This window comes from Streptomyces sp. NPDC020489 (assembly GCF_044386545.1).
Taxonomy (GTDB): Bacteria; Actinomycetota; Actinomycetes; order Streptomycetales; family Streptomycetaceae; genus Streptomyces.
The window spans coordinates 145,555-166,386 of sequence record NZ_JBIRUZ010000002.1; the positions used below are offsets into that span (position 1 = coordinate 145,555).

Genomic DNA, 20,832 nt, shown 5'->3' on the forward strand with positions numbered 1-20,832 from the left:
CGGCCTCCTATCCAGTTTCCAGTCACCCAGAGCGTGTCCTGAGCCTCGCCGCAGCACCCCACGCGTCCGGCGGGCGGCGATCGGACGCCGCCAGGCCGCTGAAGCCTCGGATACGGGTCGCGGGAGGAACAGGGCAACCCTGTGGGTGCGTGGTGAGTCTTCTGAGTGGTCACATCGTGATCGCAGCCACGAGGAGAGACATCATCAACGCCCTACGCAAGACCTTGACCGCCACCGCCGTCGTCGGCGCCGTCCTCGCGGGCTCCGCCGCCTGCGGGACGGTGGAGCAGCTGTCTGCCGGCAGGAAGCTGGAGCAGGCCTTCGACAAGCTCGGCGAGAAGAACACGCTCTCCTTCGAACTCGACCTGGACACCGACGTGGCGTCCTTGAAAGCTCTGGACGCCGCGTCCGACCCCGAACCGGGTGAGGAAATACCGGACGAGGTCGCCGAGTTGCTCAGCGGCGCGAAGATCACGGTGACCGTGCAGTCCAAGAAGCCGTTGGCGAAGTCCGGCGAGAAGGACCTCGTCGGCACGGCCGTGAAGGTCGGCACCGCAGACGGCGACCTCGTCGAGTATCGGGTGATCGGCGACTACACCTACCTCCGTGCCGACATGGACGCCCTGGGCGAGACCATGGGCAGCCCCCTGCCGGACGCCGACGAACTGCCCCCGGAGGCCGGGGCGATGAAGGACGTCCTCGAAGGCAAGTGGGTCAAGTTCAGCACCGAGGAGATGAACAAGGCCGCCGGCGAGGGTCAGGAAGCCGAGAGCGGACCCGGCCCCATCGACGCCAAGACGCAGCAGAAGCTCGTCCAGTCCCTCCGCAAAGTCATCGCCCGTGAAGTGAAGTTCAAGACGACCGATGACGGGGGCGATACCGAACACGTCACCGCCACCGCTCCTTTCCGCACGCTGGTCACCGAACTGCTCGGCGAAATCCGGCCCGTGGTGAAGGACCTGCCGCCGGGGATGGAACTGCCGACGGACAAGGACCTGAAGGACGCACCCAACGCCAAGGTCACAGCCGACTTCACACTCAAGAACGGCGAACTGACCCAGGTGGATCTCGACCTCGCCAAGCTGGCCGAGAACGCCAAGGTGAAGAAGCTCGGCCTGACACTGCGGATGCGCGAGGGCGCCAAGCCCACCGCCCCGGCCGGAGCCACGACGCTCGATCTCGAGGACCTCATGAACAGCTTCCTCGGCGGACCGGCGATGACCGACACCGAGGTCGACACGAGCGATCTCGCCTACGAGGGCGCGCTGTAGGGCTGAGTTCCGGGCACGGGATGCGCGCGTCGCTGGTGATCAGCGACGCGCTTCCGATGAGTGCCCGGCTGGAGATCTGGGACGAAATGGCGTCCGGGCCGTCGATCCAGCCGGTGCCCTCCGGCAGGCCGGCCCGGCTCGGCCACCCCCCCTCCCCGGTCCCCTCAGCGGCCCTGTCCGCCACCCCACGTAGCAAAGTGCACCATTCGTGATCACATCCGCTTCGCCGTGCATGCCCTCACTGCTCGACGGCTTCGCTCACCCGGATGACGAAAGTCTGGGTGGCGGTCCTCTCGATGTGATCGCTGACCTCATCGAATGTACTTGGCAGGCTTGGTGGCGGCGTTGAGGAGATACTCCAGCGGGCCGCGGCGGAAGAAGCGGGACCAGAGCGCGGCGAACACGATCGCGCCCACGATGTAGGTGAGTACGGGTATCCAGGATCCCGGGGCGCCGGGGACCGAGGGCAGCAGGGACTGTGCGACGAAGTGGCCGACGTAGGCGGTCAGGGACATGGTGCCCACAGCGATGACCGGCTTGGCCAGACGGCGCAGTCGCGGCAGACGGTCCATCAGCACCGTCGCGCCCACGATCACGAGGATCGCGACTCCGACGCTGCCGATGATGTCGAACGTGGTGCCGCTGTGCGGCCCGGCCGACAGCAGCGACGACGCCGGCACATCGGGGAACGACCCGCCGTCCAGGGGCATCGACCCGCTGCCGGAGGGCATCGAACCCGAGCCGCTGGACGCCGACCCGTCTTCCGCCATGCTCCTCAGCGCGTCCTTGCCGGCGAGCAGCAAGGACATGCCGTACGCGGCCACGGTGAGGGAGGCACCGAGCGCGGCCAGGCGCCGCCGGACAGTGCCGGAGGACAGGTCGAGCCGGCCCAGCGCCATACCTGCGATCACGAACGACATCCAGGTGAGCGCCGGGTAGAAGCCGGTGAACAGCAGGTCGAGCACTCCCACCTCGCTGAGGCGGCGGAGCGGGTCATAGGCGTTGATGCTCTCCTGGACCGACGGAGTCACCAACGAGGTCAGGACGAACGCCAGCTGCGGTGTGACAAGCGCGAACGCGGCCGCGATGATCGCGAGCGTCTTGGCGCTCAGTCGCACCAGGGGCAAGGCCAGCAGGAAGTAGGCACCGTAGAAGCCGAGGATGATCACTCCCCCGTACTCCATCGCCATCACGGTGCCCAGCGCCAGTAGGACCACGGCCCGGATCGCGATCCGAGCCCTCGCCTGCCGGCCCGCCAGGCCGGTCTTCGGCTCACGGCGGCCGGCGAGCAGCATCAGGGAGAACCCGGCGAGGGTGGCGAACAGGACCGACGAGTGACCATCCGCCATGTACCGGATCCAGCTGCCGACACCGGTCGTGGCGGACAGCGAGGGTCCGATGTGCACGATGTACATGCCGAACACCGCCAGCGCGCGGGCCAGATCCACCCCGACGAGGCGTGCCGTCGAGGGACCGGCTGAGACCGGCACGGCGGACTCGGGGGAGGTTCGGGGCGGCGGAGGCGAGTTCTCCTGCGGAGCTGACGTCTCCTGTGGCGGCTGTGTCTGTGTCATACGGAGAACCTCGCGCAGACGCCGGGGGGCGGACCATCCGGCAGTCTTCGGTAACGCCCCCGCCGATCGGCGGGCAGCGCCCTGCCGACCAGTGGAACGTCGGTGCCGGGCCGGTCCGGCGCGACCGGACGGCGGTCCTTCTCCAGCCACTCGGCGGGGGTGGTCCCGACAGGTGCCGGATGGGAACGGGGTGGGCGGGCTTCCAGGCTGGAGGCATGACACAACGAGTGCGACACGACGAGCGCGACGGTTTGCGCGAAACACCGGCGACCGTACCGGGCCGTGACGCCGTCCCTGGCAGGGGCGCGTTTCTGGAGTTCCTCGGTATGGCGTTGGCGGCGGGCGCCTTCGTCCTGTGCGTCGTCCGCCCGGAGGTGACCGAAGCATTGGTGCACCACCTCGCCGTGCACACCGCCGGACTCGTCCACTGACCCGGCACATGCTCACACCCCGTCACACGTGAAGAAGGACATTCCGTGAACACCGCATCCGCCCCGACGACGGATGAGACGTCCCCGTCCGCCCGACAGACACTCAAGGCACTGGGCTCGTACGTCCGACCGCACCGGTGGGCCGTCGCCCTCGGTCTGCTGTGCGCCCTGGCCGGGGCCGCAGGGGGGCTGCTGCAGCCGCTGGCCACGAAGGCGCTGGTGGACCGGCTCGCCGCCGGGGAGACCATCACCGGGATCCTGATCGGGCTCACCGTGCTGGTGCTGGTGGGTACGGCGGTCGAGGCGGTCGGCGCGTATGTGCTGGAGCGGACGGCGGAGTCCGTGGTCCTGGCCGCGCGGCGCACCCTGGTGGGGCGGTTGCTGCGGCTGCGGATCGCGGAGTTCGAGCGGATCCCGCCGGGCGACCTGATGTCCCGGGTCACCTCGGACACCACGCTGCTGCGGGCGGTCAGCACCCAGGTGATCGTCTCCGCCGCCACCGGCGCGGTGGCCTTCGTGGCGGCCATCGTGATGATGGCGTACCTGGACGTCGTACTGCTGGGTGTGACGCTCCTGGTGGTCGTGCTGGTCGGCGGGGCCGTCGGGCTGGTGATGCCGAAGATCGCGCAGGCCACGGAACGGGTGCAGGCGGCGGTCGGGGAAATCTCCGTCGCGCTGGAGCGGGCTCTGGGGGCGTTTCGCACGGTGAAGGCGTCCGGTGCCGAGGAGCGGGAGACCGTCCGGGTGGAGGCGGCGGCGCGGCGGGCGTGGCGGCACGGCGTGAAGAGCGCGAAGTGGGAGGCCGTGGCGGGCTCGGCCGACGAACTCGCCGTCCAGCTGGCCTTCCTCGCAGTGCTCGCGGTAGGCGGGGCGCGGGTGGCGTCCGGGGATATCCCCGTGTCCACCCTCGTCGCCTTCCTGCTGTACCTCTTCTACCTGATCGAGCCGGTGTCCACGCTGATCGAAGCCGGGTCCTCGTATCAGGAGGGGGCGGCCGCGCTGTCCCGCATCGCGCAGGTGGAACGCCTGGCGACGGAGCCGGCCGGCCGCCGGACCGAGGCCCTCCCCGGGCAGGGGGCACCGGACCCGGGTCCGGCGTCGATCCGCTTCGAGGACGTGTGCTTCCGCTACCGCCCGGGCCAACCGTACGTCCATCAACAGGTCAGCTTCGAGGTACCGGGCACCGGGATGACGGCCTTCGTCGGCCCCTCCGGCGCGGGCAAGTCGACGGTGTTCGCACTCCTCGAGCGGTTCCACGAGACCACCGGCGGCCGCGTCCTGATCGACGGCCAGGACGTCCGGGACTGGTCCCTGTCCGAGCTACGGTCCGCCATCGGGTACGTGGAGCAGGACGCCCCGGTGCTGGCCGGCACACTCCGCGAGAACCTCGTCTTCGCCGCGCCCGGCGCGACGGACGACGCCATCCGCGACGTCCTGGCCCGCACGAAGCTCGACACCCTCGTCGAGCGCCTGCCCCACGGCCTGGACACCCCCGTCGGACACCGCGGCTCGAAGCTGTCCGGCGGTGAACGGCAGCGCGTCGCCATCGCCCGCGCCCTGTTGCGCAGGCCACGCCTGCTGTTGCTGGACGAGGCGACCTCGCAGCTCGATGCCGTCAACGAGCTGGCGCTGCGGGACGTCGTCGCGGAGGTGGCTCGCGAGACCACCGTGCTGGTGGCGGCCCACCGTCTGTCGACGGTGACGGGCGCCGACCGGATCGTCGTCATGGACGGCGGACGGGTCCGGGCCGTGGGCACCCATGAGGAACTGGTGGCCCGGGACCCGCTGTACGCGCGACTGGCGGCCACCCAGTTCCTGGCCCCCGCGCGATAACGCACCACTCGCAGCGTTGTCCGCTCCTCCACTGCCGCGGTCCCGGCCGGACAGCCCCAGGCATCGGGGCCCACGCGCACGGCCTTAACCGGTGGCGCTCGGCAGGCATCGAGTACGTCGCCGTCGCTCAACACCACCCTGCTGCTGGGTTAAGGCCTGCTCGCGGGGCGGACGTAGGGACGAGCCGTCAGGATCGGCTGTCGCCGCGCTTGTGAGAGTAGCCGTCGCCCTGATCAGCACCCTGCTGAAGTCACATGGCGATGTCGCGGATGCCGCTGATGAGGGGCGGGGCCGATGTCGTCGGCCCCGTATCGGCCCCTGTCCGGCCTCCGTCAGGCGCTGACGCCGGGCCGGGGCGTCGGCGAGCGTACGAGATCCACGCGGATCAGCCGAGGAGCCGAGGACTCACACCGCTCTGGCAGGACACATCCCGCCGCCGGGCGGCAGACGAGCGGAACTGCGGTTCACGGCATGAGGTCTGGACGTGACCGATGGGCTCGTCCAGTCACCACCACGGCTCAGCATGAGCCGGAGCGCCGTGCTCGGCGGCCTGGCGGCGGCTGTGCTGCCCATCCGCCTGCTCGGTCAGTCCGCGCTGAGGGGAATGCGCAGCCGCACCCGGTAGCCGCCCTCCGCGGTCGGGCCCGCCTCCAGGGTCCCGCGCAGGATGTCGGCTCGTTCCCGCAGACCGACCAAGCCCTGCTGCGAACCGGGCAGGGACAGCGAAGGCCGGGTGGGCGGGGCGTTGGTGACGGTCACTCCGATGCCCTCGCCGTCCTGCCACAGCTCGACGCGCGCTCTGGCGCCGGGGGCGTGCTTGCGGACGTTCGTCAGCGCTTCCTGAACCGTGCGGTAGAGGGCCCGTTGGGCCGGTGTGCTCACGGTGGGCGGCAGTTCGCCCGTCAACTGCGCGTGAGTGCCGCTGGATTCCACGAGTTTGCGCAGGTCGGCCAGGGTCGGCTGAGGTGTCAGCTCGGTGGCGTTGCCGCCGGAGGCGCGCAGCAGCGTGACCATGGTGCGCAGTTCGTCGAGCGTGGTGACGCTCAGCGAACGGATCGTGCGGGCGGCTTCCTTGGCGTCCGCGTCCTTGGTGGCGACCTGAAGTGCCCCAGCCTGTACGGCGATCAGGCTGACCTGGTGGGAGACGACGTCGTGCATCTCGCGGGCCAGTTGGGCGCGTTCGCGGGCGAGCACGGCCTGCGCGTGCAGGGCCCGCTCGTGCTCCCTGGCCTCCTCGATCTCGGCCAGCCGCCGCGCCAGGTCCCGTCGCGCCTGGAGCAGCTGGCCGAAGAGGACCGGGGCAGCGGCGGTCGCCAGGCCGTACACGAAGAAGACCAGTGTCATGGTCCGGTCGACCTCGGCCAGGGGCCACGGAGTACTGCTCGCGACGGCGGCCAGGGCGACACACCCCGCCAGGAGACGGCGGTTGCGGGAGCGTTCGGCCAGGGTGAACAGCGCCGCGAGCACAGCGACGGCGACATCCTGCATCAGCGCGACGGGCAGGGTCAGCAGGAACACGCCGAGCGGAAATCGGCGCCGGAAGGCCAACGCGGCGCAGCCGATCACGGCCAGCGCGACACCGAGGCGCGTGTGCTCCCACATGTTCAGCCATGCATCCACGGCCGCCACCGCCACCAGCACGATGTCGATGACCGGCGCGGGCACCCGCTTCCACAGCGCGGGGGCGCGGTTCATCGTCGCGCCCTTGGCCCTGGGCGCTCGTCGAGCAGTCCGGCCCGCTGCGCCAGCAGCGCGGCCTGCACCCGGCTGGTCACTCGGAGCTTCGTCAGGATGGCGCTGACGTGGTCCTTCACCGTGCCGGCACCCAGGTGGATGCGTGCTCCGATGTCGGCGTTCGACAGTCCCTCCGCCACCAGGACGAGGACATCGCGTTCACGTGCGGTGAGCAGCCGGACCCGGGCGGCGTCTTCGTCGACGGTGGCCTCGGTGCCGGGGTGGCTCTGCAGCAGAGTCTGCGAGGCCTTGGGAGAGAGCACCACACCGCCGGCGGCCAGCGTGCGCACCAGATGGGCGAGTTGCTCCGGCTCGGTGTCCTTCAGCAGGAAACCGGCCGCGCCGGAGTGCAGTGCGGTCAGGATGTACTCGTCGGCGTCGAACGTGGTCAGCATCGCCACGACCGGGGCGTCCGGCGCCTTCCGCAGTTCGCGCAGTACGGTGAGCCCGTCGACGTCCGGCATCCGGATGTCCAGCAGCACCACGTCCGGCTGTTCCCGGCGGACCGTCTCGACGGCCTCGCCGCCGCTCGCGGTCGCGACGACCTGGATGTCCTCGGACGCTCCCAGAATGAGGCCGAACCCCGAGCGGACCAGCGCCTCGTCGTCGACCACCACTACCCGGATCACGTGCGCTCCGCCTCACCTTCGTTCATGCCGTCTGCCTCATTGCCATCTCGACCCTAAAGCCCCGATGACTCCCCGTAGCCCCTCCGGCCGCAGCTCCAGCCATACGGCGGGGTAGCACCCACCAGTCGGCAGGGACTCGGCAGCCTGCCGCTGGATAGTCCATGATCGGCCCGGTATCGAGCCTGAGGGTCATGGTCCATCACCCGGACTCCGGCTGTTCCCGGCGGACGCCGCGTCCCCTGACCGTGAGCGTGGCGAGACCTCGACCTGTGCGCCCGGGACGGGCCGACTGATCGGGCTGGACCTGGCCCACGACTCGGCCGTCTTCGCCCTTGACGACGAGGTCGGCCAGCCGGGTGCCGGTAGACGCGACCGTCCGGTGCCTGCTGGACGCTCAGCCACCCGCGCTCAAGGTGCTCGATCTCGGAGTCGCGTATGCCGGAGGGGCAGGCGATCACGATGCAGCAGGACAGCAGAAGCAGCGGCTCCATACGGGCAACGTCGTAGTACGAGATGCGCTCCAGCCACAGCCGCCGCCCCCCCCCAGCCGCCCCTGGAGGGCGTGCGCTCGCGATGCTCTGCGACGGCACCTTCTACCCACCGCCAACCCTCGTGACCAGCTGTGGAGCTCAGCTCGCCCAGTCGTTCTCCGCCCGAAGCCGCTGCCGAGCAGCCTCGAGCCGCTGGCCATAGTCCGACGCGAACAGCTCCGGAAGCGCCTTGTCCAGCGTCCCCGCGATGCGATGGATCGGCGACCACACGGCCGGATCGTCGATGACACGACTCAGGTCCGTCATCTGGAGCTTCTCCAGCCACTCGGACAGCACCAACGCCTGATCACTCGTGAGCTTGATCATGATCTGGCTCTCGCTCATACGCCCCCACCCTCAACCAAACGAACTTACTGAACCTCGCGCCCCCCCCGTGGCCGAGCACACAGGGCCCCGCGTCAGAGCTGGTTTCCTTCCGTCGACGGACCACTTTGGCAGCGCGCCGAACAGTTCCGAAATGCCGCGAGCCTCATCCCGATGACAGCGGGATGAGGCTCGGATCAGAGCGCCGGGCAGGCCTTGCACCTGCATTTCCCCGCAGGAAGCGGGGCGTCTTTCCTTGGACCACCAACGCGCGAACAGTCGACCGGGGTTACGGCGACCAGCTCAAGATCGATTGTAGCGCATGCAGCCGGTTGCTCCGGCGTCATGAGCCACGGGATGTCCTGTCGCCGATCATCGCCCGCGCCGCAGACCTCGAAGTCCTACGTCGCGTCTGGGAAGCTTCCAACGCCCGCCGCGACGCCCCGCCTCTGTCACCTCCGCCCTGTGCTTCCTCCACCTGCGCGCCGGCAGCACCACTCCCCTCTCCGACGATGCCGCGCTACAGGGAGAATGAGCGGCATGGTCAATGAAGGGAACGATGGCTTCGCGCTGCCGCGGGGAGCGACGGGTTTCTACTGGCCCAAGGACGGCCCGCTTCCCGAGACCGACCTGTCGGCGTTCCGTGCCGCCCTGTATGCCGCTGCCCGCATAGTTGGAGGCGAGGTGGGTGGAGTGGAGGAACGGGTGTACCCCCGGACCTTCCACACCGCAACGGTCGTCGGACGCGAGGGCGAGAGCACTGTCCTGTGCCACGCTCACCACCCCTGGGTCGCCTTCGTCAAGGAGCGGCGGGACTGGTACGGAGAGGACTTCCTCGCCCCGCCGCCGTGGGCCAACGCTTTCGCCGACGCGGGCTTCACGGTCCTGAGCAGCGGACGACTCGCCACACCCCTCTCCGACCTGGACACCTCGGTGCTCGCCCAGGGCGAGTGGCGTGAGGTCCGCTTCTACGGCGTCACCTCGTTGGGCGGAATCCTCTTCAACGCCTGGGACTGACATACCGGCGGGGAGCGCCCGTTCAACGCCGACCGGTGAATGACAAGTCATGCGTGATGAACTGTGGCCCGGCTTCGAGACGTTGATCTCGTCTCGAACAAGAGAGTGGGAGGGGCCGTGGGCCTTGGCGGGGAAACGTGGCAGCGGCTGACCGCCGTGGTGCTCGTCATGGCGGTGGCGGCCGGGTGTACGGGGCAGGGCGAAGACACAGACGGCGGAAACGACGTAGACCTGCTGCGGAACCACGACTGGACGCAGATGCCGGGCACCACCGCGCGGAATGACGCCCTGCGGGTCAGCGCATTGGATCGGCACATCGTGGAGCAGGACTCCTCCGGCGGCCAGCCCAATCCCCCGCTGAACCTGGCCGGCCCGCATCTCAGGTCCGATGGCGACTTCACCGTCACCGCGCGCATGTCCGGTGTGGCTGACGATGGCGGCGACTCATGGCTGCGGCTGTACGGACGGGTACCGGTCATCTACGACGAGTGGCGACAGGAGCGGCCCTCACTCCGCGTCGGCGTGACCGCGGACGGACAGGTGAAGGTACAGATATGGGACGGCGAAGGTGATGAGCCGGCCACCTCCAAGGATTTCGACTGCGGCTGCTCCGGGACAGTGACGCTCGCCGTGTCGAGCATCGGTGACACCTTCCGCGTAGATGCCGACGGGCGGCGGCTGGGAACCGTGCAGGACCCGGGGGTGTTCGCGGAGGGCACGGTCTGGTTCGGTCTGGAGGCGGACCCGGGCGAAGACGAGCGCCGCGAGGGATGGCGTCTGACGCAGCTGACCGCGCGCGCAGAGAGCGGTGACTCGCTTCGCGTGATCAAGGCGCCGCAACTACGCCAGGAGCGGTCCGACGACTCGCTGCGTGCGCGGGCCGCGGACGTGGGGCGGCCGTTCGACGTCGGCACCGCCCTGGCCGAGAACCCGCTGCTCACCGACTCACGCTACCGGGCGCTCGCGGGGAGCCAGTTCTCCATGCTCACCCCGGAGAACGCGTTCAAGCCGCAGTTCCTCCACCCACGTCGGGACGTCTACGACTTCCGCGACGCGGACCTGCTCGTACGCTTCGCCCGCGCGAACGACATGAAGGTGCACGCGCACACCCTCGTCTGGCACGAGGCTCTGCCCAACTGGATGCGGGAGAACGACGACCCCGAGGAGGTGCGCCGGACCATGCTCCGGCACATCGCCATGGTCGCCGCGCACTTCAAGGGAGAAGTCGCGGAATGGGATGTGGTCAACGAGCCCATGTCCGACGACGAGGAGAGCTACACCAACGGGGATCTCGGTCTGCGCTCCGAGCAGAGCCCGTGGTTCGAGGCCATGGGCGAGGAGTACATCGACGAGGCGTTCAGGGCTGCCCACCGGGCCGATCCGAAGGCACGGCTGTTCCTCAACGAGTACGGGGTCGAGGAGGAAGGCGAGCGATGGGACGCCCTTTACGATCTGGTCAAGCGGCTCAAGGAACGCGGCGTACCGATCGACGGCGTGGGTTTCCAGAACCATGAGTACGCACCCGGCGACCGCACCGCCCCGGAGACCTTCCGCAGCCATGTGCGGGATCTGGCAGAGCTCGGGGTCCAGGCGCGGGTGTCGGAGATGGACGTCCCCATAGGTGAGGACGAGGAGGACGGGCGCCAGACTCAGGCTGATGAGATGGCGGGCAAGCTGCGGGTATGCCTGGAGGAGCCGAACTGCACATCGTTCTCCACATGGGGATTCACCGACCGCTACGGTTCCACCGCCGACACCAAGATCTATCCTCCGCGCACGGCCGATTCCCTGCCCTGGGACGCGGCCCTGCGACCGAAGCTGGCGTACGAGCGCCTGCTCGAGACCTTTGACGAGGCGTGAGGAAGCGGACTGCTCCGCCGGATCGGCCTGATCCGCACCCGGGGAGTGCCGCTGGCCGTGACCGCCCGGCCCGGCGACCACGAACGTGGCGGCGGCGAGCGCTGCACCGAAGGTGACGGCGTAACCGGCCACCGACAACTGGCAGCGCTGCTCGCAGCGCCCGGATGGGCGGCGCCTGCCCGTCGCCCCCGCCTACCGGGGACTACCTATCGTCAGGCGACACCTGACCCGTACCCATAGTTGGCATAGTCGTAGGTTCCGTCGTTGGCAGTCCAGTACTCGTACACGGTCACGCTGACGTGTGTCTCCTCCAGGAACCAGTTGCCCTGAAGTGGCGTGCAGTGGCCGTCGTTGGACGGGTCGGACTGGTAGACGACCGAGGTTTCCGAACCGTCACCGCTCTTGCCTATGAGCATGACCTGAACGCCGCGATTGTTGGACGTATTGTCACAGACCGTGACCTTCTCCACACCCGGATAGCCGTTCAAATCGGCATCAAAATAGGCTGCGCCACTCGAATTGCTCGTGTATACCCAGCCACTGTTCGTTGACGCTTGCGCCTGGGTGGCGAAGCCCATGGTCGCCGTCGCCGCGATCGCAATCACCATCGAGGCTTTTCGCAGGACTCGCATGATTCTCTCCCGTTGCCCTTTTGCCCCATCGGAGGCACCGACGATTCACCTTTCGGTGATCCTTTCGCCGTGCGCACGGCCAGAGCAAGCCGGTGGTGAGGCTTGAGGACGCTGTGCCAACGCACTGTGGACGCAACGCCAACACCGAGGGAATCGCCGGATGTCATCGAGGGGTTCGCCTGCCGCGCCGCGCTGCCCGCTCGCCCATCACCGCGACTACTCCGACTCCCCCAACTCCCCTGCGGCCTCCGCTTGTACCCGTAGGCGGTACTCCGTGGGGGACACCCCGTACGCGCTCCGGAAGGCGCGCGTGAAGTCGGAAGGCCGGACCAGGCCCCAGCGGGTGGCGATGGTGTGGACAGGCGCGGAGTCGAGGTTGGGGTCCGCCAGATCGCGGCGGGCGCCTTCAAGGCGCTGCGCGCGGATCCACGCCGCGACCGTCTCGCCGGGGGTCTCCTCCTGGAAGATCCGGTGCAGATAGCTCAGGGAGATGTGGTGCGCGGCCGCTATCACGGGCGGGGCCAGCTCCGGATCGTGCAGGTTCTGGCGGATGAACGCCCGGACGCGCGACGCCAGAGCCCGCCGGCGGGTCTCCGGCGCCAGCGCCTCCTCCGCCTCCAGCACCTGGGCGAACCAGGCGGACAACAGGTCGATCAGAACAGCGCCGAGGCGGGGTGCATCGGATGGCTGGAGGGTGTCGGCCTGCCGCTCCAGTCCGGTGAGGAACCCCGTCAGCAGGGCCCCCACCCCCTCGCGCCCCGACAACCGCCGCCCCAGCAACTGTCGGACGCGGGCCGGCGGCAGCGGCAACAGCGCCTTGGGGAAGTCCACGCCCACCCCTGTGAGCACCTGACGGCCCGGGCCAGCCGGCACGTGCACCTCGTACGGCCGCGACGTGTCGCTCACCCACAGGTCGCTGGGGCCATACGCTTCGGCTCGCCCCGCATGCTCGAAACCCAGCCCGCCGCCGAGCACCAGCGACACGTGGTACATCTCGGGATCGGACTGCCGCACCAACTTCTCGGTACGGCGAAACTCCGTCGGCAGATACGACGTCGGCCACGCCAGCACCGACCCCAGCTCCAACAGCCGCTGCCGCGCCCAGAAATCGTCGGCAAAGTCGCTGCTCATATGGCTGGGAGCAATCGCCTGATGCATCAACTCGCACCAGTACTCAAACCGGTGCTCCTTGGGGACATCGTCGCTCCGGAAGACCGTTCCGATCATGCCGGGGCCGGCCCTGAACGGCCCGCAACGACGAGCCGGGCTTCCCGCTCGTCGAAGTCGACAATGACGGAGAACACGAACCCTCCCCCTCGGACGTCCAGATCGACTCCCCAACACCCTTACAGTACTGCCCTCCTGACGAACGACCTGCCCTCCACCACTTGAGGGCTCGGGGCCGGCGGCGCCCCGGCGAACTCGACAGCCATGCGTGTGGGTCGCCGACAGGCAACGGCATGGGACACGCTGGCGCCAGCCGCGCAGTACCTACTGGACAGCCTCGGCCCCGATCTCAGCGGGGAGGTCAGCTCGGACGACGACTGCCAGCGCGGAAAAGCTGCGGCGCGAAGACGCCGCAGCTCTGTCGGTCCCCGCGCTGGAACCCCGTCGCATCAGCCAAAATCTAGAAGGGTGCGCAAAGGCCCGGATTGCCGTCGCAGGAACGCAGGTTGGGGTCCCAGGTGGTGTTGGAACTGGAGAAGTACACTTCCGGCACCCAGCCCCAGGCGCCATTGTCAGCCTCGGTGAAGGCCCAGGCGTTGTTGCAGTAGGCGCCGGAACAGAACCTGGACGCGAGCGTATCCCCGCGGAACCAGTTGCTGTTGGCGCTGTTGACGGTGCCGACAAGCGTGCTGGACCCAGGCGCTGAGCGCACTCCGATGCTGCCGCCCCACAGACGGCAGTAGTTCACCTCACCGGCACCGTGGTGGGCCCCGGCCTCTATGTAGGAATACGTGACGTTGCAGGCCGTGTCGTACTGCGCCCCAGTCGATGCTGCGGTGGCCGGCGCAGCCGTAACGCCCAGACTCGTGACGAGGGCTGCGGCGATGGCGGCGAACGATGCGGCAGTTGACTTGGCGATGCTTCTCACAGGTGTCTCCTCCTGGTCAATCCCGTGGATTGGGCAAAGGGGCGCGGACGTGCTGGGTGCGGCGCCCGAGGTGGCCGCTGTAGTACTGAGTCATCGCGTGACCGCATGGCTCAAGGTCCGGCAGACGCACCGACCGAGCACCGGATACGGACAATCTCTGGTTCAACTCCGCTGCATGGGTCGATGCGTACCGATCAGGCGTCCGCAGAAGGAGCCTCAGGCCCCCCACTCCGCGTGGTCTCCGATGATCCTGTCGCCGAGGTTGCACCATGCGACGCTCTCCGCGCTCGCCCATACCCAGGGGCCGTAGTGCGTGTACTGGTAGCCGCCCAGGGTCTGGCACCTGATCACTTCGCGGTACCGTCCCGAGTCGCACCAGACTTTGTTCCCCTGATGGCCCGCACTGCCCGTCACCCGTTGGCCCCAACATGAGGCCAGTGCGGAGTCGCTGGACGCGGGGAGGGCGGTCACCGACGAGCCACTGTCCGCCACCGCGCTCGGTGCGAGCGTCATCGCTCCGCCCAGGACGAGCGCCGTTGAGGCCATTGCCTTTGCGATACGACCTTTGATCATGCAGATCTCCCAGGTGTCGACGAGATGTCCATGCGCCGCCGGCTTCCTCCGCCCGGCGGTTGATCGCTCGTTGACGACCGTAGGCGCAACCCGCGATCCGCAAGCACCCATATGTGCACCGTGACTCTCCAGTTCGTGCACAGTGCACATATGGGACTGAACCACCATGGGCACAGGGAACTGGGAGCACATGGGCATGACGTACCGCTGCTGTTTTCGGGGCGGGAGCCACGGATGTGCAGCTCAGCGTGCTCAGCTCGCGGCGGAGCCGCTGGAGCCCGTCGTCCATGGCGGCCACGCCTGGTCGCGCTGCCGGCTCTCCGCCCGGAGCGCGCGCCCGCCTTGCACCTCAAGTGCCGCGGGGAGGAGGCCCGCCGCTCCCGCGCCGCCCCCTCAGCCGCGCGCCCCTCGCTCGCGGGTCGGCTCTCTCCCAGCGCGGACCTCCGCCTCTCCCCGGCCGCTCCCTCCGACTCAGTGCCGCCTGCCTCGCAGCGCGGCGGCCGTGGCCGCGGAGACCAGCAGGCCGACCAGTCCGCCGACCAGCTTCTTGGCGGTGGCCGTGGAACGCCCGGGGCCGAAGGCGTCCCGTGTCCGGTCGTACACGCTCAAGGGGACGCCCAGCACCGCGTTGCCGGGCGGGCGCCGGGGGATGACCGGGTGGGGATGGGTGGGTGCGCTCAGACGGACCGTCTCCCAGAGCGTGCCCAGCCGGCGCAGCTGAGCGGTGTCGACGGACTCCTGGAGGCGGGGCAGCAATAGATCCTCCTCGTCCCTGATGTCCTCTCGGATCAGGGCGAATACCTGCTGCACCTTCCGTTCACGCTCCGGCTGTCCGGGCGCGTGCTCGATGTCGGCGACGAGGTCGTTGATCTGCTGGTGCTCCCCCTCGACACGGGAGGTCAGCTCCTCCCCGTCCACGACGGAGCGCCGTACGGCCGGCCACAGCACGGTCTCCTCGGCGAAGGCGTGACTGAAGACGAGCTGGACGAGGTCCTTCAGCAGCCGCTCACGCTCCTCGCCCCCGTCCGCGATGTCGTAGGCGTTCATCAGGCGGTCCATCTCGGCGTGATCGCGGCGTTGCCGCGCCAGGACGCTGTCCCGGCCACCCAATTGCTCGACGGTCTCTTCTGCGATGGTCCGGGGCATGAACCGCTCCCTTCCTGAGAACTTCCCGCGACGTCCTGCGGACCGGCGACGAGATCCGGGGACGAGATCGCCCCCAGACCCCTTGCCCGCCACACGAGGGTCCCGGGACGGAGGCGAGTACCCCCACGCGGCCCGGCCCACCGCACAGCCGGCACGCGTGATGCTTTCCCGCGTCCGCGCAGGACACGGGCATGATCACGGAGAACGACGGCCTGCTGCCGCTCACCTCGCGTACACAGCGCTTCCTCGGCTGTGACGGGTTTGTGATGAGGCGGTCGCGGCACTCGGGGAGCCCCACAACGGGTGCCTCCTGCCGAGGTGATCACCGCCGCGAGGGGTGTCAGCCAGATGCGTCGTGAGCCGTGCACTGCAGCGAGCGGAACAGAGGACGAGTGATGACGACGATCGGCGTCGAAGAGGAATACCTGCTGATTGACCCTGTCACGGGCCTCCCTGTGCCGTTGGCGGAGAAGGTGCGCATGGCGACCGGCATGGCACATCTCCTGGACGACCAGAAGGTGCAGTCCGAGCTGCTGCAGGCGCAGGTAGAGGTGGCCAGTCCGGTGTGCGGCACCCTGGAGGAGGTCGGCGGTCACCTGTTGCGGTTGCGGCACGCCGTCGTGGCGGCCGCCGAGGCGCACGGCTGCCGGATCGCGGCCTGCGGGACACCGCCGGTGCGTGACCGGCGTCCGGTGGCCGTCACCGACGAGGCCCGGTACCGGGCCATGCGCACGCAGGCTCCGCAGCTGGTGGCGGAGCAGCTGGTCAACGGCATGCACGTGCACGTTGCCGTACCGAGCCGGGAAGCGGGCGTGCAGGTCCTGAACCGGCTGCGGGTGTGGCTGCCGACCCTGACGGCGATGTCGGCGAACTCTCCGCTGTGGGACGGCCACGACACCGGCTTCGGCAGCTGGCGCACCGTGATCTTCAGCCGCTGGCCGGTCAGCGGCCCGCCGCCGCTCTTCCAGGACGAGGCCGACTACGACCGGCGCGTGCAGCAACTGCTGGAGAGTGGTCTGATCTCGGACACCGGCCAGCTGTACTGGCAGGCCCGGCTGTCGGAGCGGTACCCCACCATCGAGGTGCGCTGCCTGGACGTGCAGCTGCGCGTGGACGACGCCGTCATGTTCGCCGGACTCGTCCGGGCCCTGGCGGAGACCGCCCTGGGCGAAGCCACCGCCGGAGCTCCCGCGCCGGAGTGCGCGCCGGAACTGCTGCAGGCCGCCATGTGGCACGCCGCCCGGCACGGTCTGAGCGACACCCTGATCGATCCGGGCGGCACGCGGCACCGCGCCGGCGACGTCCTGTGCCAGCTGCTGCGCCACGTAGCCCCGGCCCTGGAGGCATCCGGCGACAGCCGGGAGGTCACCAGCCTGATCCACCGGCTCCTCCAGGACGGCACCGGGGCGGACCGGCAGCGCGCCGCCCTCGCCGAGGGCGGTCTGGGAGCGGCCATCGACCTGATCATCAGTGAAGGCGGCACACCGTGACCCGCCCCTCCGTTTGCCCGCTGACCAGGTGGGGACCCGGCCGCGCGGGCCGCGAACGACGGGGAAGCAGGCCTGGAGCGGAACGGGACAGGAGCGGACAGGGCACATGGGTACAGCAACTGACAGCCGTTTCGCCAAACGACTGCACGGCATACTGCGACGCACCGCCGAGGAGTACTCAGCGCGGGCGGAACGGCCACTGGGCGGCTACCTCGCCGCCATGGCCGGCTTCGGGGCCTACACGACGGCCTGGGCAACGGCCGTACGGCTCCGTGGGCGCCCGCTGCCCGAGCGCCCCGAACCGTGGGACGTAATGCTCACCTCGGTTGCCGTGTTCCGTCTGAGCCGACTGCTGAGCAAGGCATCGGTGACCAGTCCGCTGCGGGCCCCCTTCACGGAGTACGTGGGCCCGCAGGGGCCGGCCGAACTCCACGAGGAGGCGCGGTCCGAGGCCGGTAAGAACACTGCGGGCGAGCTGGTGACCTGCCCGTTCTGCGTGAGCGTCTGGGTGGCCTCGACCCTGACCGCGGGTCAGCTGCTCTGGCCGCGGGCGACCCGCACCGCGATGGGCGCGCTGGCCGCCCTGGCCGTGTCGGATTCACTGCAGCTGGCGTACAGCGCGCTGGTGGAGAAGACCACTGGCGACGAGTGACCCGACTCCGAGCGGAACCGCGAGACTGCCGGACAGTCGGCCCAGAGGACCTCTCGACCACGCGACCCCCCGGTCGGCGGGCCGCGCCGGCCGGAGGGGGGGCCAGGCGGGCGGGTGAAGGCGTCGGCGCCGGGTACTCATCCGGCATGATGATCACACGCGCGCTGTGGCAGGGCCTGGTCGCCGGTACCGCCGGCGGAGTCGTGATGACGCTCGGCGAGAAGGTCGAGCAGGCAGTCACCGGTCGGCCGGACTCCCATGTGCCCGCGCGGGTGCTGCAGCGACTGACCGGACTGCCCGAGCGTCCCGGCACCCAGCCGCTGCCGGTCAACTGGGCCATGCACTACGGTCAGGCCGCCCTGCTCGGGGTGCTGCGCTCGGTGATGGCCCAGGCCGGCCTGCGGGGCCCGCTCGCCTCCGCCAAGTTCACCGTCGTCCGTCTCACCAACGACCAGATCCTGGAGAACGCGACCGGCGTCGGTGCCCCGCCCTCCACCTGGCCGCGCGGGGAACTCGTCGTGGACGTCCTGCACAAGGCCGTATACGCCTTCGTCACCGGCGCCGTGGCCGACGCGCTCGCCGCTCGCGGCGGCCCCGGCCCCGGACAACGCCATGCCGCCCTTCGCCCCGGCCGCCGCGCCGGCGTGGGACCCCTTCCCCGCGGAGACGCCTACAGCCGGTGAAAACCCGAACGTTCGGGAGGCAGGGGCAGGTGGTACCGCCCCTCTCGTGATCCGAACGGACGACGTCATCGACTTCGATGCGGACGGCCCCGCTCGGCGCGTCTCCCAGCGGGAGATCTCATGCTCGGGCACGCGCATGGGGCTCATCCATGTGCACGCGCCGCTGGTCACCGCCGCGGCTGCCGGGATGTTGCCGCGGACCCGGCACTTCACCCGCAGCCGGGGCGACGGGCTGTGCGTGATGGTGCGCCGCCGGGCCCGGGCGCCGGTGACCGCAGATGAGGGTCAGCCGTGGCCCATGGCCTTCCGTACGGCGTCCCGGGTGCGGTCCATCAGCGCGGCGACGGGGCCCAGGGCCAAGTTGGCCGCGGCGGACTCCACGCCCGGGTGCGGGCGGGTCGGCGCCATGGCCTCAGCCGCCTTCACGCCCTTGGCCAGGGTGGCAAGCGTCCCGGCGTCGGCGCTGCGCCGGATGTGGATGAACTCGTAGCGTTCCTCAGCGCGGGCGTGTGCCTGCACCTCGGTGCGCAGGGCCAGCAGCTGGGGCATGAATTTCGGGTCGCCCGCGTCCATGTCGTCGAGAGCGCTCAGCCTCTCCTTGGCCGACCGCTCCTCCGCGAGCCGGGCGTCCACGACCTCTTCACCGCCTTCGACGGTGCGGCGGACGAAGGGGTGCACGATCTCCTCCTCCGCTGTCTCGTGGACGGCGAGGAGCCGCACCAGTCGGCGGAACGCCTCCTGCCGGGCGTCGCCCTGGCAGGCCTCGACCTCGTCGAAGAGATTGCGGATGTCCCCGTGCTGCCGCATGAGCAGGCCCACCACGTCGGCGTCGGGAGCGGCGTCGTCGCCGGCGTGCGGCGTGCGTGTTTCAGCCATCGCTGGTCTCCTCACTTCTCCCGCAGGGCGGGGTCGGGGTGTTCGCCCTCGGTCTCGATGCGGTACTCGCGGCCGAACATCTCCTCGTGCTGCGTGATCACGCGCTCGCTGGGCGGCTCCTCACCGCCGTGGATCTGCTCCTGCATCGTCTCGAACCGCTCGTGCGCGTCCCGCACGTATCCGGCGCCGAGCGTCGTCAGGTCGATCTGTGTGTCGAGCAGTTCCCGCAGGTACGCCTTGTTCGGCTCGAAGGTGAGGACGTTCGGCAGTTGCGGCGCGAGGACGGACTCCGGGTCGCGTCCGTCGTGCCGGCGCATCAGGTCGCAGGCGATGTGCAGGTGCTCCAGCTCCATGTTCAGGTGCAGCTCCCAGATGGCCTTCACCTTCGGGTGGCTCTCCTGCTCCATGAAGGAGTAGTACAGGTAGCACTCGTTGTACTCGTGGTTGACGAGCTGCTCCCACCACGTCTCGCCCGGGTCGACCAGCGACTCGTAGTGCGTGACGTGCTCTTCCTCGATGAGCCCGATCTCCTGGTAGAGCTGGCGGGCGATCGGCTCCATGTACTGGGGGCCGACGTTCATGTAGAAGTTCATGGTCTGCTGCTCCGCCGACATGATGGTCAGCGCGTGCAGCTTCGACAGCGGGTCCGTCGTGTCCTTGTCGTACGCGTCACGGACGTTGTCGGCCGGGTGACGGTGGTGGAACTTCGTCGGCCGGCCCGGCATCACCTCGGTCAGGCCCTCGACGATCGCCTCCGCCTTGCGGTGCTCGATCATCTCGTACAGGTTCGCGTACCGGTACAGGTGGTCGAAGTCCTCCAGCACACCGAACTCGTACGCCTGCTTCAGGTAGGGATCCGGCTCCATCCGGGCGATCCAGGCGGTGAGGTCGACGGCCACCTGCTCGTAGGCGATGGTCGTCTCCAGCACCGACGAGACGCCGGGCAGCAGCCAGTTCACAACCTTCTGCTGCTGGTGCTCGATGTAGCGGACCTCCGCCAGCTGCCGCTTGACGTCCGGGTCGACGGTGTTGCGTGACAGTTGATGGCTGAACATGATCGCCTCGACCTCGATGCCGTTCATCGTGATGACACGGCAGCGGGTGTACGGGTCACCGTGGTCGGGGTCGATGGGCGTGACGTTCAGCTCGCGCCAGTTCCTGAGCTGACGATCCAGCGGGATACCGCGCTGTTCCAGGGGATTGAAGGTCATCTGTGCCTCCTGGGCAGTCGATGGTGGATCGCAGGTCCCCCACGAGAAGAAGATCACTCGTCGGAAGTGACGGGTGCCGGGGTGACACCCGCGTCCGTCCTGAGCCGCAGTCATCCTTGACAGCCCGGGGAGCGGTTCCGGTCTCCCCCGCCGGGCCGCTCGGCGACGGCCACCCGATCGGCGGCACCGTACGAAGGGCCCGCGAGGTCGCGACACCGCGCAGGAAGCCGGTGCTCGACGGGTTCGCCGCGCGCAAGTGATCCCAGTTGCC

General features: G+C 69.3%; 18 protein-coding genes. 8 read left to right on the forward strand and 10 right to left on the reverse strand.

All coding sequences use genetic code 11. The features are described 5' to 3' along the window. Positions 1-281 precede the first annotated feature (281 nt). Positions 282-1,271, forward strand: coding sequence for a hypothetical protein (locus ACH41F_RS04750; protein WP_391237746.1), 990 nt, complete (start codon positions 282-284; stop codon positions 1,269-1,271). A gap of 311 nt (positions 1,272-1,582) precedes the next feature. Here ACH41F_RS04750 and ACH41F_RS04755 read toward each other — a convergent pair whose 3' ends face one another. Continuing rightward, complete coding sequence (locus tag ACH41F_RS04755; protein ID WP_398832972.1) at positions 1,583-2,845, reverse strand: DUF418 domain-containing protein; 1,263 nt, start codon at positions 2,843-2,845, stop codon at positions 1,583-1,585. Positions 2,846-3,060: 215 nt separating this feature from the next. On the opposite strand from ACH41F_RS04755, the gene ACH41F_RS04760 reads away from it, so the two are divergent. Both ACH41F_RS04760 and ACH41F_RS04765 read left to right on the forward strand, forming a co-directional pair. Then, positions 3,061-3,276: a hypothetical protein gene (locus ACH41F_RS04760; protein ID WP_398832975.1), complete on the forward strand. Its 216-nt coding sequence runs from the start codon at positions 3,061-3,063 to the stop codon at positions 3,274-3,276. 45 nt (positions 3,277-3,321) lie between these two features. Further along, positions 3,322-5,109, forward strand: a complete 1,788-nt coding sequence (locus ACH41F_RS04765) for an ABC transporter ATP-binding protein (protein ID WP_398832976.1) — start codon at positions 3,322-3,324, stop codon at positions 5,107-5,109. Between the two features lie 585 nt (positions 5,110-5,694). On the opposite strand, the gene ACH41F_RS04770 is transcribed toward ACH41F_RS04765, so the two are convergent. From ACH41F_RS04770 to ACH41F_RS04780, 3 genes are all read right to left on the reverse strand, one after another. Continuing rightward, entirely contained in the window at positions 5,695-6,804 is a 1,110-nt protein-coding gene (locus ACH41F_RS04770; protein ID WP_391237486.1) for a histidine kinase, read from the reverse strand. Continuing rightward, complete coding sequence (locus ACH41F_RS04775) at positions 6,801-7,460, reverse strand: response regulator (protein ID WP_391237749.1); 660 nt, start codon at positions 7,458-7,460, stop codon at positions 6,801-6,803. The genes ACH41F_RS04770 and ACH41F_RS04775 overlap by 4 nt, the downstream gene beginning before the upstream one ends. Before the next feature lie 641 nt (positions 7,461-8,101). Further along, positions 8,102-8,347, reverse strand: coding sequence for a hypothetical protein (locus tag ACH41F_RS04780; protein ID WP_391237489.1), 246 nt, complete (start codon positions 8,345-8,347; stop codon positions 8,102-8,104). A 519-nt stretch (positions 8,348-8,866) separates the two neighbouring features. On the opposite strand from ACH41F_RS04780, the gene ACH41F_RS04785 reads away from it, so the two are divergent. Both ACH41F_RS04785 and ACH41F_RS04790 read left to right on the forward strand, forming a co-directional pair. Continuing rightward, complete coding sequence (locus ACH41F_RS04785; RefSeq protein WP_398832981.1) at positions 8,867-9,343, forward strand: hypothetical protein; 477 nt, start codon at positions 8,867-8,869, stop codon at positions 9,341-9,343. Positions 9,344-9,460: 117 nt separating this feature from the next. After that, the gene (locus ACH41F_RS04790; RefSeq protein WP_398832983.1) at positions 9,461-11,203 is read left to right on the forward strand and encodes an endo-1,4-beta-xylanase; all 1,743 of its coding nucleotides are present in this window, start codon (positions 9,461-9,463) and stop codon (positions 11,201-11,203) included. A 212-nt stretch (positions 11,204-11,415) separates the two neighbouring features. Here ACH41F_RS04790 and ACH41F_RS04795 read toward each other — a convergent pair whose 3' ends face one another. The 4 genes from ACH41F_RS04795 to ACH41F_RS04810 form a co-directional block, all read right to left on the reverse strand. Further along, positions 11,416-11,835 carry a hypothetical protein gene (locus ACH41F_RS04795; protein WP_391237497.1) on the reverse strand — a complete coding sequence of 140 codons (420 nt, stop codon included), beginning with the start codon at positions 11,833-11,835 and terminating at the stop codon, positions 11,416-11,418. 216 nt (positions 11,836-12,051) lie between these two features. Further along, entirely contained in the window at positions 12,052-13,062 is a 1,011-nt protein-coding gene (locus ACH41F_RS04800; protein ID WP_398832986.1) for a helix-turn-helix domain-containing protein, read from the reverse strand. 400 nt (positions 13,063-13,462) lie between these two features. After that, positions 13,463-13,930 (reverse strand): hypothetical protein, encoded by a 468-nt coding sequence (locus ACH41F_RS04805; protein WP_391237502.1) that lies wholly within the window; start codon positions 13,928-13,930, stop codon positions 13,463-13,465. A 1,044-nt stretch (positions 13,931-14,974) separates the two neighbouring features. After that, the gene (locus tag ACH41F_RS04810) at positions 14,975-15,649 is read right to left on the reverse strand and encodes a hemerythrin domain-containing protein (protein WP_391237505.1); all 675 of its coding nucleotides are present in this window, start codon (positions 15,647-15,649) and stop codon (positions 14,975-14,977) included. 395 nt (positions 15,650-16,044) lie between these two features. Here ACH41F_RS04810 and ACH41F_RS04815 point away from each other — a divergent pair, with 395 nt between their 5' ends. From ACH41F_RS04815 to ACH41F_RS04825, 3 genes are all read left to right on the forward strand, one after another. Next, on the forward strand, positions 16,045-17,139 hold the full coding sequence (locus ACH41F_RS04815; RefSeq protein WP_391237508.1) for a glutamate--cysteine ligase: 1,095 nt from the start codon (positions 16,045-16,047) through the stop codon (positions 17,137-17,139). 106 nt (positions 17,140-17,245) lie between these two features. Next, positions 17,246-17,791 (forward strand): DUF1360 domain-containing protein, encoded by a 546-nt coding sequence (locus tag ACH41F_RS04820; protein ID WP_391237512.1) that lies wholly within the window; start codon positions 17,246-17,248, stop codon positions 17,789-17,791. Between the two features lie 149 nt (positions 17,792-17,940). Next, the gene (locus ACH41F_RS04825; RefSeq protein ID WP_398833638.1) at positions 17,941-18,474 is read left to right on the forward strand and encodes a hypothetical protein; all 534 of its coding nucleotides are present in this window, start codon (positions 17,941-17,943) and stop codon (positions 18,472-18,474) included. Between the two features lie 285 nt (positions 18,475-18,759). On the opposite strand, the gene ACH41F_RS04830 is transcribed toward ACH41F_RS04825, so the two are convergent. Together ACH41F_RS04830 and ACH41F_RS04835 are read right to left on the reverse strand one after the other, a co-directional pair. Further along, positions 18,760-19,350 (reverse strand): hemerythrin domain-containing protein, encoded by a 591-nt coding sequence (locus ACH41F_RS04830; RefSeq protein ID WP_391237515.1) that lies wholly within the window; start codon positions 19,348-19,350, stop codon positions 18,760-18,762. A gap of 11 nt (positions 19,351-19,361) precedes the next feature. Further along, positions 19,362-20,561: a hypothetical protein gene (locus ACH41F_RS04835; protein WP_391237517.1), complete on the reverse strand. Its 1,200-nt coding sequence runs from the start codon at positions 20,559-20,561 to the stop codon at positions 19,362-19,364. Positions 20,562-20,832 lie beyond the last annotated feature (271 nt).

Bases quoted from the DNA above. Each gene is read 5' to 3' on its own strand.
- ACH41F_RS04770 (WP_391237486.1), bottom strand. From the start codon at position 6,804: ATGAACCGCGCCCCCGCGCTGTGGAAGCGGGTGCCCGCGCCGGTCATC.
- ACH41F_RS04795 (WP_391237497.1), bottom strand. From the start codon at position 11,835: ATGCGAGTCCTGCGAAAAGCCTCGATGGTGATTGCGATCGCGGCGACG.
- ACH41F_RS04755 (WP_398832972.1), bottom strand. From the start codon at position 2,845: ATGACACAGACACAGCCGCCACAGGAGACGTCAGCTCCGCAGGAGAAC.
- ACH41F_RS04835 (WP_391237517.1), bottom strand. From the start codon at position 20,561: ATGACCTTCAATCCCCTGGAACAGCGCGGTATCCCGCTGGATCGTCAG.
- ACH41F_RS04780 (WP_391237489.1), bottom strand. From the start codon at position 8,347: ATGAGCGAGAGCCAGATCATGATCAAGCTCACGAGTGATCAGGCGTTG.
- ACH41F_RS04825 (WP_398833638.1), top strand. From the start codon at position 17,941: ATGATCACACGCGCGCTGTGGCAGGGCCTGGTCGCCGGTACCGCCGGC.
- ACH41F_RS04810 (WP_391237505.1), bottom strand. From the start codon at position 15,649: ATGCCCCGGACCATCGCAGAAGAGACCGTCGAGCAATTGGGTGGCCGG.
- ACH41F_RS04830 (WP_391237515.1), bottom strand. From the start codon at position 19,350: ATGGCTGAAACACGCACGCCGCACGCCGGCGACGACGCCGCTCCCGAC.
- ACH41F_RS04785 (WP_398832981.1), top strand. From the start codon at position 8,867: ATGGTCAATGAAGGGAACGATGGCTTCGCGCTGCCGCGGGGAGCGACG.
- ACH41F_RS04815 (WP_391237508.1), top strand. From the start codon at position 16,045: ATGACGACGATCGGCGTCGAAGAGGAATACCTGCTGATTGACCCTGTC.
- ACH41F_RS04820 (WP_391237512.1), top strand. From the start codon at position 17,246: ATGGGTACAGCAACTGACAGCCGTTTCGCCAAACGACTGCACGGCATA.
- ACH41F_RS04800 (WP_398832986.1), bottom strand. From the start codon at position 13,062: ATGATCGGAACGGTCTTCCGGAGCGACGATGTCCCCAAGGAGCACCGG.
- ACH41F_RS04760 (WP_398832975.1), top strand. From the start codon at position 3,061: ATGACACAACGAGTGCGACACGACGAGCGCGACGGTTTGCGCGAAACA.